15 protein-coding genes are annotated in these 12284 nt (G+C 71.5%); 5 read left to right on the top strand and 10 right to left on the bottom strand.

The genetic code is table 11. The features are described from left to right. Positions 1-20: 20 nt before the first annotated feature. Together AU194_RS01310 and AU194_RS01305 are read left to right on the top strand one after the other, a co-directional pair. Positions 21-404, top strand: a complete 384-nt coding sequence (locus tag AU194_RS01310) for a nitroreductase family deazaflavin-dependent oxidoreductase (RefSeq protein WP_059087395.1) — start codon at positions 21-23, stop codon at positions 402-404. 12 nt (positions 405-416) lie between these two features. Beyond that, entirely contained in the window at positions 417-1055 is a 639-nt protein-coding gene (locus tag AU194_RS01305; RefSeq protein WP_059087394.1) for a LysE family transporter, read from the top strand. Here AU194_RS01305 and nadC read toward each other — a convergent pair. The 3 genes from nadC to nadA are packed head-to-tail and all read right to left on the bottom strand — an operon-like array spanning position 1052 to position 4505. Further along, a complete protein-coding gene (gene nadC, locus AU194_RS01300) occupies positions 1052-1918 on the bottom strand; it encodes a carboxylating nicotinate-nucleotide diphosphorylase (RefSeq protein WP_059087393.1) in 867 nt (288 codons plus the stop codon). The genes AU194_RS01305 and nadC overlap by 4 nt on opposite strands. Continuing rightward, positions 1912-3501, bottom strand: coding sequence for an L-aspartate oxidase (locus tag AU194_RS01295; RefSeq protein ID WP_059087392.1), 1590 nt, complete (start codon positions 3499-3501; stop codon positions 1912-1914). The genes nadC and AU194_RS01295 overlap by 7 nt, the downstream gene beginning before the upstream one ends. Next, a complete protein-coding gene (gene nadA / locus AU194_RS01290; protein WP_059087520.1) occupies positions 3498-4505 on the bottom strand; it encodes a quinolinate synthase NadA in 1008 nt (335 codons plus the stop codon). The genes AU194_RS01295 and nadA overlap by 4 nt, the downstream gene beginning before the upstream one ends. Positions 4506-4558: 53 nt before the next feature. On the opposite strand from nadA, the gene AU194_RS01285 reads away from it, so the two are divergent. Further along, positions 4559-5257: an NUDIX domain-containing protein gene (locus AU194_RS01285; RefSeq protein ID WP_059087391.1), complete on the top strand. Its 699-nt coding sequence runs from the start codon at positions 4559-4561 to the stop codon at positions 5255-5257. Between the two features lie 43 nt (positions 5258-5300). After that, positions 5301-6653 (top strand): lipase family protein, encoded by a 1353-nt coding sequence (locus AU194_RS01280; RefSeq protein WP_059087390.1) that lies wholly within the window; start codon positions 5301-5303, stop codon positions 6651-6653. Here AU194_RS01280 and AU194_RS01275 read toward each other — a convergent pair. The 3 genes from AU194_RS01275 to bioB are packed head-to-tail and all read right to left on the bottom strand — an operon-like array spanning position 6589 to position 8431. Continuing rightward, positions 6589-7239 (bottom strand): DUF2567 domain-containing protein, encoded by a 651-nt coding sequence (locus AU194_RS01275; RefSeq protein ID WP_059087389.1) that lies wholly within the window; start codon positions 7237-7239, stop codon positions 6589-6591. The genes AU194_RS01280 and AU194_RS01275 overlap by 65 nt on opposite strands. Next, positions 7236-7436 (bottom strand): hypothetical protein, encoded by a 201-nt coding sequence (locus tag AU194_RS01270; RefSeq protein WP_059087519.1) that lies wholly within the window; start codon positions 7434-7436, stop codon positions 7236-7238. Before AU194_RS01270 ends, AU194_RS01275 begins: the two co-directional genes overlap by 4 nt. Next, positions 7436-8431: a biotin synthase BioB gene (gene bioB / locus AU194_RS01265; RefSeq protein ID WP_059087518.1), complete on the bottom strand. Its 996-nt coding sequence runs from the start codon at positions 8429-8431 to the stop codon at positions 7436-7438. Before bioB ends, AU194_RS01270 begins: the two co-directional genes overlap by 1 nt. Before the next feature lie 89 nt (positions 8432-8520). Here bioB and AU194_RS01260 point away from each other — a divergent pair, with 89 nt between their 5' ends. Then, on the top strand, positions 8521-9108 hold the full coding sequence (locus tag AU194_RS01260; RefSeq protein WP_059087388.1) for a TetR/AcrR family transcriptional regulator: 588 nt from the start codon (positions 8521-8523) through the stop codon (positions 9106-9108). On the opposite strand, the gene AU194_RS01255 is transcribed toward AU194_RS01260, so the two are convergent. The 4 genes from AU194_RS01255 to AU194_RS01240 are packed head-to-tail and all read right to left on the bottom strand — an operon-like array spanning position 9093 to position 12236. Next, complete coding sequence (locus AU194_RS01255) at positions 9093-9857, bottom strand: hypothetical protein (protein ID WP_059087387.1); 765 nt, start codon at positions 9855-9857, stop codon at positions 9093-9095. The genes AU194_RS01260 and AU194_RS01255 overlap by 16 nt on opposite strands. Positions 9858-9891: 34 nt before the next feature. Next, complete coding sequence (locus AU194_RS01250; RefSeq protein WP_059087386.1) at positions 9892-10413, bottom strand: 2'-5' RNA ligase family protein; 522 nt, start codon at positions 10411-10413, stop codon at positions 9892-9894. Next, complete coding sequence (bioD, locus tag AU194_RS01245; protein ID WP_059087385.1) at positions 10414-11091, bottom strand: dethiobiotin synthase; 678 nt, start codon at positions 11089-11091, stop codon at positions 10414-10416. Next, the gene (locus tag AU194_RS01240; RefSeq protein ID WP_059087384.1) at positions 11088-12236 is read right to left on the bottom strand and encodes an 8-amino-7-oxononanoate synthase; all 1149 of its coding nucleotides are present in this window, start codon (positions 12234-12236) and stop codon (positions 11088-11090) included. The genes bioD and AU194_RS01240 overlap by 4 nt, the downstream gene beginning before the upstream one ends. Positions 12237-12284: the final 48 nt, after the last annotated feature.

The following is a 12284-nucleotide window of genomic DNA, read 5'->3' as shown; positions in this document are numbered from 1 at the left end:
CAAATCGGATTGGAGCCGTCGTGAACGAGCTGCCCAAGATGTTCCCGGAATGGCTGGACCGCCTCCAGATCAAGTACTTCAACCCGGTCGTCAGGCCGTTGGCCGGCCGCGTACCCGGGGTGGCACTCATCAAACACACTGGTAGGAAGTCCGGACGGCGCTTCGAGACACCGGTGACCGCCTACCGCAAGGGCGGCGAGGTGGCGATCGTGCTGGGCCACGGGATGACCGACTGGGCCCGCAACGCCCAGGCCGCGGGCGGCGCCGACCTCAAGCTCTTCCGTGACGAAGTGCACATCGTCAACCCGCGGATCGTGCCGAACGGACGCGATGTGGCGGCGCTGCCGTCCTACGCGCGCCGCCAGGCCCGCAATCTGGCGGTGTTCGTCGCCGACGTCGGCTGACACACTGGTCCGATGGCGTGGGACCTGTGGCTGACCTTCCTCGTCGCGGCAGTCATGATCAGCGTGTCACCGGGCGCCGGTGCCGTGCAGTCGATGGCGACGGGCCTGTCCCACGGGGTGGCGCGCGGCTACTGGAGCATCGCCGGCCTGGAAGTCGGTCTGATGCTGCAGCTCGCCCTCGTCGCGGTCGGACTGGGCGCGGTCGTGACGAACTCCGTGCTCGCGTTCCAGGTCATCAAGTGGGTCGGCGTCGGATATCTGCTCTACCTGGCGGTCCGGCAGTGGCGGACCGCGTCGGTGGACCTGCGCGACCAGATCGGCCAGGTGGCCGCCGGCGGGCGGACCGCGCTCCTGGTCCGCGGCTTCCTCGTCAACGCCACCAACCCCAAGGGTCTGGTGTTCTTCCTGGCGGTCATCCCGCACTTCGTGGTGCCGACGGCCCCGCTGCTGCCGCAGTACCTGACGATCGGCGTGACCATGACCGTGGTGGACCTGGTCGTGATGGGCGTCTACACCGCCATGTCGGTGCGGCTCGTGCGCTGGTTGCACACGCCGCGCCAGCAGACGTTGCTCAACCGGGCCTTCTCGGGCCTGTTCGCGGTGGCGGCGGTGGTGCTGTCACTGGTGCGGCGCGGCCCCGCGTCGGCTTAGACGTCCAAACCGATGTCGAGCACCCGCACCGAGTGCGTGAGCGCCCCGACGGCCAGGTAGTCGACGCCGGTGCCTGCGTACTCGGCCGCGGTGTCCACCGTCAGCCCGCCCGAGGACTCGAGTTTCGTCCGCGGTGAGCGGGAGTCGCGGCGCTGCACCGCGATCTGGGTCTGCCACACCGGGAAGTTGTCGAGCAGCACCAGTTCGACGTCCTCGGCGAGCACCTCGTCGAGCTGTTCGAGCGAGTCGACCTCCACCTCACACGTCAGTCCTGGCGCGGCGGCCCGCACCGCGCGCAGCGCGGCGACCACCGAGCCGGCAGCGGCCACGTGGTTGTCCTTGATCAGCGCCGCATCACCCAGACCCATGCGGTGGTTCTCCCCGCCGCCGACCCGCACCGCGTACTTCTGCAGCGCCCGCAGCCCGGGCAGCGTCTTGCGGGTGTCGCGGATCTTGGCGTTGGTGCCCGCCACCGCGTCCACCCACACCGCGGTCGCGGTCGCGATGCCCGACAGGTGCGAGACGAGGTTGAGCATGGTGCGCTCGGCGGTCAGCAGACCTCGAGTCGGCGCCTGAAGGGTCAGCAGCGCCGCGCCGGGGGCCAGCAGCGCGCCGTCTTCCACGCGGTCGAGGACGTGGTAGCCGTCGGGTCCGAGCACCTCGTCGAGCACCAGCAGCGCCACGTCCACACCGGCCGCGACGCCGGGTTCGCGGGTGCGCATCGCCGCGGTGGTGGTCGCGTCGGCCGGCACGGTGGCCCATGTGGTCACGTCGGGGCCGTATCGGAGGTCCTCGTCCAGTGCGCGCGCGACCACCGCACGCGCTTCGGCGATCTCCAACTCGGACAGTTGTTTCGTCAGCATGCGCCGACCCTCACCTTCACTCGCGGGTGTCCGTTGTCGTCCAGTTCGACGGGGTTGCTCACCGACTGCTCCGGATCGCTGTCGGGGCGATCGCCCCGGTGGTGGCAGCCGCGCGACTCCGCGCGCTGCAGCGCCGCCACGGCCACCGCCCTGGCGGTCAGCGTCAGCGCGGCGTCCTCGACGTCGGCGGCGGTGCGCAGCGGGCGCGGTTGCGTCGCCGCGAGCAGGGCGCTCAGCCCGGTCAACCCGTCGGCGTCGCGGACGACGGAGGCGTCGCGGCTCATCGCGATCTGCAGCTGCCGCCGGTCGAGCGTGTCGGCCACCAGACGCTTTGGGGCGACGGCACGAGTGGGTCCAGCGGCGACGGCGTGTTCGGCCGCCGCGCGTCCGGCCCGGCCGCCGACGACCAGGCCTTCGAGCAAGCTGTTGGAGGCCAGCCGGTTGGCGCCGTGCATCCCGGTGCGGGCGACCTCACCCGCGGCGAACAGGCCGGGCAGCGTGGTGCGGCCGTCGACGTCGGTGGCGACACCGCCGCAGCTGTAGTGCGCGCCGGGGACGACCGGGATGGGGTCGCGCGCGGGGTCCACTCCGGCGCGCAGGCAGGCGGCGGTGACGGTCGGGAAGCGCTCGGCCACGCGGTCGAGGTGGCGGGCGTCGAGGTAGACGCACGGATCGCCGGTGGCCTTCATGCGGGCGTCGATCGCGGCGGCGACGACGTCGCGGGGTGCCAGGTCGCCCATCGGGTGGACACCCGCGGTCACCGGATCGCCGTGCGTGTCGACCAATCGGGCGCCCTCCCCGCGCAGCGCCTCGGTGATCAGCGGACGCCTGCCGCCCGCGGGTCCGTCGAACAACATGGTCGGGTGGAACTGCACGAACTCGACGTCGCTGACCGGCACCCCGGCCCACAGCGCCAGCGCGACGCCGTCACCGGTGGAGGCCTCGGGGTTCGTCGTGGCCGCGTACAGGTGGCCCAGCCCGCCGGTGGCGAGGACGACCGAGGGGGCGTGCACGACGCCGAGACCGTCCTCGCCGAGCACCAGCACGCCGGTGACCGCGTCCTCGTCCCGGAGCACCCGCACCGCCACGTGGTTGCGGCGGATGTCGAGGACGGCCGCGGCCCGGTCGAGGGCCCGCTGGACCTCGACGCCGGTGGCGTCCCCGCCGGCGTGGATGATGCGGCGCCGGGTGTGCCCACCCTCGCGGGTCAACGCCCACCTGCCCGGGGTGGCCTCGTCGAAGCGGGCGCCGTCGCCGACCAGGCCGCGCCCGGCGCGGTGCCCGTCGGCGACGATCGAGCGCACGGCCTCCGGATCGCACAGCCCGCCACCGGCGGCCACGGTGTCGGCGGTGTGCGCGTCGACCGAGTCGTCAGTGCCGGGCAGCACGACCGCGATACCGCCCTGGGCGTATCCGGTCGCCGTCGACCCGGCCTTGCTGAGCACGACGACCCTGCGGCCGTGGCGATGCGCGGCGAGCGCGGCGGCCAGGCCGCCGACGCCGGTCCCGATCACCACGACGTCGGCGCGCTGCTGCCAGTGCGGGGAACCGCCGCAGCCGCTCCAGCCCCCTGGCACCGTCATTCCCCGCCGCCGGGCTGACCGATCTCGATCATCCGCTGCACGCTGCGCCGGGCCAGTCGCGCGGTCTCGGCGTCGACGTGGACTTCGTCGGTGCCGTCGGTCAAGCAGCGCAGCAGGGTCGCCGGGGTGATCATCTTCATGTACCGGCACGACGCGCGGTCGTTGACGGCCTGGAAGTCGATCTCCGGGGCCGCGCGGCGCAGCTGGTGCAGCATCCCGACCTCGGTGGCGACCAGCACCTGGCTGGCCTTGCTCTCCCGGGCAGCGTCGAGCATGCCGCCGGTGGACAGGATCTTGACCCGGTCTGCCGGGAACGCGCCTTCACCGGCGAGGTAGAGCGCCGAGGTGGCGCAGCCGCACTCGGGGTGCACGAACAGTTCGGCATCGGGATGGGCGCGGGCCTGATCGGCGAGTTCGTCGCCGTTGATTCCGGCGTGCACGTGGCACTCCCCGGCCCAGACGTGCATGTTGGTGCGGCCGGTGACGCGGCGGACGTGGGCGCCGAGGAACTGGTCGGGGCAGAACAGCACCTCGCGGTCGGCGGGGATGGAGGCCACCACGTCGACGGCGTTGGACGAGGTGCAGCAGATGTCGGTCTCGGCCTTCACCGCGGCAGTGGTGTTGACGTAGGAGACGACGACCGCGCCGGGGTGTTCGGCCTTCCATTCGCGCAGTTCGTCGGCGGTGATGGAGTCGGCGAGCGAACAGCCGGCCTCGGCGGTCGGGATCAGCACGGTCTTGTCCGGCGAGAGGATCTTGGCGGTCTCGGCCATGAAGTGCACCCCGCAGAACACGATGGTGTCCTCCGGCGCCTCGGCCGCGATCCGCGACAGCGCCAGCGAGTCGCCCACGTGGTCGGCGACGTCCTGGATCTCCGGCAGCTGGTAGTTGTGCGCGAGCAGGGTCGCGCCGCGCTGCCGGGCCAGCCTGCGGACCTCGGCAGCCCACTCCTCGGTGGGCGCGACGTCGGCTCCGGGCTGCGCCGAGCGGGTCTCGTCAAGCAGCGTCACGGTGGGCTCCTCGGTGTCGATCCGGTTTTCGACTTATAATCGAAAACATGCCACATACTAGCACCGCACACGAAGTGCTCGCCGTCGTGTTCCAGATACGCGGTCTCGAACCCGGTCAGGGTCAGCCTGCGCTGCACGTCCTGCTGTGGCAGCGCGCGCTCGACCCCGAACGCGGCCGGTGGTCGCTGCCGGGCGGCCGGTTGGGCCACGACGAGGACCTGACCACCTCGGTTCGGCGCCAGTTGGCCGAAAAGGTGGATCTGCGTGAGGTTGCCCACCTCGAACAGCTGGCGGTGTTCTCCGACCCCTCGCGCGTCCCGGGGGCCAGGACCATCGCGTCGACATTCCTGGGACTCGTCCCCTCCCCCGCGACGCCGGCGCTGCCCGCCGACACACGCTGGCACCCGGTGGCCGAACTGCCCGACATGGCGTTCGACCACCGCCCGATGGTCGAGCACGCCCACACCCGGCTGGCCGCGAAGCTGTCCTACACGAACATCGGATTCGCTCTTACCCCAACGGAATTCGCGATCTCGACGCTGCGCGACATCTACGGCGCCGCGCTGGGCTACCAGGTGGACGCCACCAACCTCCAACGCGTCCTCGAACGCCGCAACGTCATCACCCGCACCGGATCCACCGCCCGCTCGGGGCGGGCCGGTGGCCGTCCGCCCGCGCTGTACCGCTTCACCGAGTCCCGTTACCGCGTGACCGACGAGTTCGCCGCGCTGCGTCCGCCCGGGTGAGTCGAGTTGGAATCTTATAGACCTCTTAAGTAACCTTGGCCGGATGGACTTTGGCAGCGTGGCGCGGGAGACCGGCGCCGAGTGGATCGGCCAGCCGCACCACGAGCAGATCGTCCGCGGTGCCCGCCCGTCGCTGCCGTCCGAGGACCCCTTCTACGAACCGCCGTCGGGCTTCGAACACGCCAGGCCCGGCACCATCCTGCGCTCCCGTGACGTGGAGCTGGCGTTCATGGGGTTGATCCCGCAGCAGTTCACCGCCACCCAGCTGCTCTACCGGACCACCGATTTCCGCGGGGACGCGCAGGCCGCGGTCACCACCGTCGTCGCCCCGACCGAACGCGATCCGAAGCAGCCGTGCCCGATCGTGTCCTACCAGTGCGCGATCGACGCCGTCACCGGCCGGTGCTTCCCCTCCTACGCGCTACGGCGCGGCGCCAAGGCCGTCGGCGCCCTGGCGCAGGCGGAGTTCCTGCTGATCGCCGCCGCACTCGCGGAGGGCTGGGCCGTCTCAGTGCCCGACCATGAGGGCCGCAACGGCATCTGGGGCGCCCCGCACGAACCCGGCTACCACGTGCTCGACGGGCTGCGCGCCGCACTGAACTGCGACCGCCTCGGACTGTCCGAGCAGGCCCCGGTGGGGCTGTGGGGCTACAGCGGCGGCGGCCTGGCCAGCGCATGGGCCGCGGAGGCGTACGCCGAGTACGCGCCCGAACTCAACATCGTCGGCGCGGTGCTCGGCTCGCCGGTCGCCGACCTGGGCAGTGCATTCCGCCGGCTCAACGGCAGCCTGTTCTCCGGCCTGCCCGCGATGGTCGTCGCGGCGCTCTCGCAGACCTACCCCGACCTCGACCGGGTCATCCAGGAGCACGCCACCGACACCGGTAAGGCGATGCTGCTGCGCATCCAGAAGATGACGACAGCGCACGCGGTGCTGCGGTGGGTCGGCATGGACATGGACAAGCTGGTCGACCAGCCGCTCGAGGAGATCCTGCAGACCCCCGAGGTCCAGCACGTCTTCGACGACATCAAACTCGGCACCACGACGCCGACCCCGCCCGTGCTGATCGTGCAGGCCGTGCACGACAAGATCGTCTCCGTCGACGACATCGACGCGCTGACCGACACCTACAGCAACGGCGGCGCCCACGTCACCTACCACCGCGACCTGTTCAGCGAGCACATCCTGCTGCATCCGATGTCGGCGCCGATGACGCTGCGCTGGCTGCGGGACCGCTTCTCGGGCCGGCCGTTGAGCAAGGACGTCGTGCGCACCAAGTGGCCGACGCTGTTCAACCCGTCGACCTACCGCGGCATGGTGCGGCTGGCGATGATCAGTGCGAAGGTGATTGCGGGCCGACGGGTTGAGCGTCGACCGCTGTCACACCTGGACAGCTGACCGGTACGGATTCCTGCGGCGGCCAGCCCCCGAGGTCGTCGCGCGCCGCCGCGACCGCACACATCCCGTAGACCAGGGCGCCGAGCCCGGCCGCGAAGATCAGCGAGCACGCGATCTGCAGCGGGGTGTGCCCGAAGAACACCGCGGGCGCCTCGGTGACGTAGTGGACCCGGTGCTCGGGGGTGACGGGGGCGCCTGCGACGTCGATGGTCCCGTACCGCAATCGCGCCAGCAGCGCACCGACGCCTGCTGCTGCCGCCGCGCCGATCACGCCGCCGGCGGTCAGCGCGGTGATCAGGACCGGCCCGCGGTGCGCCCGCCACTGCCACAGCAGCACCGCCGCCACGACCATGACCACCGAGAGCATGCCGACGAACAGGAACGCCGCGGTGAAGAAGTTGTCGGCCTCGCTGCCGATGTGGGCCCGCACCCGCTCACCGGAACGGGTCAACGCGACCACACCCCGCACCGGCGGGGCGAGCAGCGCCCACAGCGCCCCGGTGGCCGCCCCGGCGACCGTCAGCCCGGCCACCGTGGTCAGTGCGGCCCGTCGTCGCGAAAACCGAGGGGCCGCACCGTCATTCACCGTTGAGTCTCCAAGTCCGTGGAATCTGAGACGCCGTGCCTCGAGCACTTCGCCCACCACCCGTCCGGGCGCACCTGCACCACCATGCGGCGGCCGCACTCGGCGCAGAACCGCGGGGGTTCCAGGCCCAGTTGGGCGGCGGACGGGACGCTACCGCCTGCGGGTTCGCCAGTGTAGACGTTGAACTTCGGCACCATCACAGGGTGGCGTTGAGCGCCTTGATCGGCATCTGCAGATCGTCGAGGAGTTCCAGATCGGCCTCGGCGGGGCGGCCCAGGGTGGTCAGGTAGTTGCCGACGATGACGGCGTTGATGCCGCCGAGGATGCCCTTCTTGGCGCCGAGATCGCCGAGCGTGATCTCGCGGCCGCCCGCGAAGCGCAGCATCGTGCGCGGCAGCGCGAGCCGGAACGCGGCGACGGCCTTGAGCGCCTCGGCGGCGGGCAGCACCTCGAGATCGCCGAACGGGGTGCCCGGACGCGGGTTGAGGAAGTTCAGCGGCACCTCGTGCGGATCGAGGGCGGCGAGGTTCGCCGCGAACTCGGCGCGCTGCTCCAGGGTCTCGCCCATGCCGAGAATGCCGCCGCAACAGACCTCCATGCCGGCGTCGCGGACCATCTGCAGCGTGTCCCAGCGCTCCTCCCAGGTGTGGGTGGTGACCACGTTGGTGAAGAACGACCGCGCCGTCTCGAGGTTGTGGTTGTAGCGGTGCACGCCCATCTCCGCGAGGCGGTCGACCTGGTCGGCGGTGAGCATGCCCAGCGAGCACGCGATCTGGATGTCGACCTCGTTGCGGATGGCCTCGATCCCCGCGGCGACCTGCGCGAGCAGGCGTTCGTCGGGGCCGCGGACAGCGGCGACGATGCAGAACTCCGTCGCACCGGTCTTGGCGGTTTGCTTGGCCGCCTCGACCAGGCTGGGGATGTCGAGCCAGGCGCTGCGCACGGGCGAGGCGAACAGCCCGGACTGGGAGCAGAAGTGGCAGTCCTCGGGGCAGCCGCCGGTCTTGAGGCTGATGATGCCCTCGACCTCGACGTCGGGGCCGCAGTGCGCCATCCGGACCTCGTGCGCGAGCGCGAGAAGATCGTCGAGCCGATCGTCCGGCAGCTGCAGCACCTGCAGGGTCTGGTCCTGATCGAGGCCCTCGCCGCGTTCGAGCACCTGCTCGCGCGCCACGGCCAGAATGTCGGTCACCTGCGTCTCCTCTTGACCATTGAACACGTCGGCCGAGCCGACAATTAAACACCGTTCAAGCTGAACGGCGTTCAGGTTAAGCTAGGGGCGTGCAACTGCACAAACACGACGTGGTCGATGCCGCGACGGCGATCCTCGACGACTACGGGATCGCCGACCTCACCATGCGCAGGCTGGCTCGCGAACTCAACGTCTCCCCCGGCGCGCTGTACTGGCATTTCGCCAACAAACAGGAGCTCCTCGGCGCGGTCGCCGACCGCATCCTGGATTCCGTCGACGAGGTGGCCGATGATCGCCCCGACCGCGTCACGGCGCTGTGTACTGCGCTGCGCGATGCGCTGCTGTCCCACACCGACGGCGCCGAACTGGTGTCGGCGAGCTTCGCCGCGGGCAAGTCGGTGGCGATGACCCGGATCCTTGGCTGGTTGGCCGCCGCCGCGACCGACGCCGGCGTCGCGCGAGAACACGCCGACCTGGCGGCCCGCACCGTCGTCTACTACGTGCTCGGCTTCACCGTCGACGAACAGTCGCGTCTCCAGTGGGACGCCGCGGGCGCCGAACTCCCCGACGAGCAATCGCCGCTCACCGACGACCCGACGGTCCGGTTCACGTTCGGGCTGGACCTGCTCGTGGACGGTATGCACGCCCAGACCCGACTCGATCAGAAGCCGCGGTAGTCGGCGACGTCGGTCATCCACCGCGGGTCACCGGCGTCCACCGATGCGGTCAGCGCCCACATCTGAACCCCTTGGTCGTGACCGGACACCACCGCGAAGCCGAGTTGGCGACGGGTCTCGCTCGGTCCCGGGCGGATGACCACCTCGACGATCTTGTTCGCACGTCCCTCGGCGGTGACACCCGCGAATTCGCCCTGCAGGTAGACGGGGCTTTCCGCGATCACCAGGTTGTCGGCCTTGGGGGTGTCGTTACCGCTGCCGACGAGCGCCTCGACGTCCGGATAGGCGTTGCTCGGCCCCGTCCTCAAAGCGGGCGAATAGACACACGAGAGCAGGTTCTCGCCCTCGTCGGTGGGCGCCAGCTTCTCGGCGTAGTCGACCACCGCGAGGTAGGTGTTGACGATCGCCTGTCCCGAGGCGCCCGCATCGCCGAGCGCCGCGAACGGTACCGGCGGCTTCTGGTGTGAGCCGCCGGTCTCGGTCAGCGCGCTACGCCACCGATCGCGCCACGAGTCGAGGTGCTCCGAGATGTATGGAACGCAACGGTCGATCCGGTCCGAATAGCTCAGCTTCATGAACTCCGAGTGGCCGGACTCGATCGTGGTCGGCGGCGCCCCGGGGTGATAGAAGAAGTTCATGATCAGCGACGTGCCACCCACGATCGCGCCGACGACGGCGATCGCCGTTGTCGTCCACCAGTGCAGTCGCCCCGGACTCCAGTAGGACTGCTCGTCGGATCGTTTGGCCACTGCCGCGTAAATTACTCCCGCGGGGCGCGGGCGATCAGCTGATCGGATACTCGATCCGGTTGTTGCCGTCCCAGTGGCGCAGCCCGACGATCCGGCAGCCGATGTCGCTGCCGAGCCCCGGTACGGCGAGCGCGTCGGGCAGCTGGTCGGGCGGGAGCCTGCGGGCCAGCGTGACGTGCGGCGTCCACTGACCGGGCGCCGTGTGCGACAGCGGGCCGCCCGGGAGGTGGGGTCGGCACACCCGGTCGACCTCGCGGTGCAACTCCAGCAGCGGCGCCGACGGGACGAGCAGCCGCACGAGGATCAGCGACCGGCTGCCGAACAGCATCGGCGCCCCGATCACGCCGTCGAACGGCAGCAGTTCCAGCAGCGGCCGCAGGGCGTCGTCGACGCCGCCGGTCATCTCGTCGGCGACGGTGAGCGTGACGTGGGGCCGGTTGCTCGGCGACCGGTTGGCGGCCTGGCTGCGGATCCCGGCGCGGCTGAGGTCGGCCCAGATCCGGCGGACGGCCGCATCGGTGTCGGGATCGAAGAGCAGCTCGACCGAGTGGACCATCTACCGCAGACCCGTGAGCCAGGTCCGGTCGAAGGCCGTCGCGCTGATCCGTTCGAAGTCGTTGGCGCCGACCGAGCCGACACCCGCGGGCAGCGCCGCGCGTACGGTCGCCAGCCGCGCCAGCGCGTCGCGGTTGTCGATCTCGGCCGCCCCGGGTTGCGCGGGCCACGCCCCGATCACCAGACCGGCACACGGAATACCTTGGGCGGCAAGCGCTTCCAGGGTAAGGGCGGTGTGGTTGAGCGTGCCCAGCCCCGGTGCGACGACCACCAGCACGGGTGCGGCGAGTTCACCGGCGAGATCGCGCAGCGTGACGCCGTCGCGGCCGAGTTCGACCAGCAGCCCACCGGCGCCCTCCACCAGGGTCAGCCGGTCGGGGCCGTCGGCGGCGCGGATGAGGTCGATCAGCTCGGCCCGGGTCGGCAGGGCGGCGCCGGGGGGGGGGGCGGCGGCGACGGGCGCCAGCGGTTCCGGGTACCGCCAGCCGGGGTGCAGGTCCTCGACGCCCGAGAGCCGCCCTACCTCGGCGAGGTCGTCGTCACCGTCCTGGGTGCCGGTCTGGACGGGTTTGCACACCGCGACGTCGATGCCGGCCAGCCGGGCCGCACACGCGAGCGCGGCGGTGGCCACCGTCTTGCCGACGCCGGTGCCGGTTCCGGTGACCACGAGCACGCTCACGCGCGGGCCGCCCTCAGCACGTCGGCCAGCACCCGCCGGGCGGTGTCGAGGTCGTCGGGACTCAGCGACGCCCGCGCGGTGAGCCGCAGCCGGGAGGTGCCCGCGGGGACGGTCGGCGGCCGGAAGCACCCGACGCGCAGACCGCGCTCCATACATGCCGCCGCGGCCGCGAACGCCACCTCGGGTTCGCCGAGGATCACCGATACGACGGCGGAGTCGGGTCGACCGGGGACGTCGCACGCCTCGGCCAGCGCGGCGGCATTGTCCAGCACCGCCCGCGCGCGCCACGGTTCCGCGATGAGCACGTCCAGCGCCGCCCACGCCGCGCCGACGGCCGCGGGTGCCAGACCGGTGTCGAAGATGAACGGGCGCGCGGCGTCGATGAGGTGCGCCCGCACGGCGGCCGGGCCGAGCACCACACCGCCCTGGCTGCCCAGCGCCTTCGACAGTGTGGTGGTCATGACCACGTCGGGCGCGCCGGCCAGACCCGTCTCCTCGAGCAGGCCGCGACCGCCGTCGCCGCGCACGCCGAGGCCGTGGGCCTCGTCGACGATCAGCAGGGCGCCGTGACGGCGGCAGACCTCGTGCAGTTCGGGCAGCGGGGCGAGCACCCCGTCGGCCGAGAACACCGAATCGGTCACCACGACCGCGCGCTGTTCGTCGCGGGCGGCCAGCGCGGCATCGACCGCGGCGACGTCGCGGTGCGGGGTGACCACCACACGCGCCCGGGACAGCCGGCAGGCGTCGACGAGGGAGGCATGGGTGAGCGCGTCGGAGATCAGCAGCGATCCGGGGCCGGACAGCGCGACCACCGCACCGAGGTTGGCGGTGTAGCCGGCGGAGAAGACCAGCGCCGATTCGGCGCCGGTGAACGCCGCCAGCGCGGACTCGAAGCCCTCGTGCAGTTCGGTGTTGCCGGTGACCAGGCGCGAACCGGTCGAGCCGGCACCCCATTCGCGCACGGCGCGCACGGCGCCCTCGATCACCCGCGGGTCGGTGGCCAGCCCGAGGTAGTCGTTGGAGGCCAGGTCGACCGTCGCGGCCTGCGGTGGGCGGGGGCGCAGCGTCCGGCGCAGCCCGGCGGCGCGCCGTTGGTCGGCGACCTCGTCGAGCCAGGCCAGCGGGGACAGACCAGCACGGGTCACGGGCGCCTCCCTTGAGAATTGAACACGTCGGCGAGCCGACAATTGAAC

This window comes from Mycobacterium sp. GA-2829 (genome assembly GCF_001499965.1).
Taxonomy (GTDB): domain Bacteria; phylum Actinomycetota; class Actinomycetes; order Mycobacteriales; family Mycobacteriaceae; genus Mycobacterium.
Note: the sequence above shows the minus strand (reverse complement) of the source record. Positions and strands in the feature narration are given on the sequence as shown.

What these genes read in the sequence shown, in the direction of transcription:
- AU194_RS01305 (WP_059087394.1), top strand. Translation starts at nt 417, where the DNA reads ATGGCGTGGGACCTGTGGCTGACCTTCCTCGTCGCGGCAGTCATGATC.
- nadC (WP_059087393.1), bottom strand. Translation starts at nt 1,918, where the DNA reads ATGCTGACGAAACAACTGTCCGAGTTGGAGATCGCCGAAGCGCGTGCG.
- AU194_RS01295 (WP_059087392.1), bottom strand. Translation starts at nt 3,501, where the DNA reads ATGACGGTGCCAGGGGGCTGGAGCGGCTGCGGCGGTTCCCCGCACTGG.
- AU194_RS01285 (WP_059087391.1), top strand. Translation starts at nt 4,559, where the DNA reads ATGCCACATACTAGCACCGCACACGAAGTGCTCGCCGTCGTGTTCCAG.
- AU194_RS01280 (WP_059087390.1), top strand. Translation starts at nt 5,301, where the DNA reads ATGGACTTTGGCAGCGTGGCGCGGGAGACCGGCGCCGAGTGGATCGGC.
- AU194_RS01270 (WP_059087519.1), bottom strand. Translation starts at nt 7,436, where the DNA reads ATGGTGCCGAAGTTCAACGTCTACACTGGCGAACCCGCAGGCGGTAGC.
- AU194_RS01250 (WP_059087386.1), bottom strand. Translation starts at nt 10,413, where the DNA reads ATGGTCCACTCGGTCGAGCTGCTCTTCGATCCCGACACCGATGCGGCC.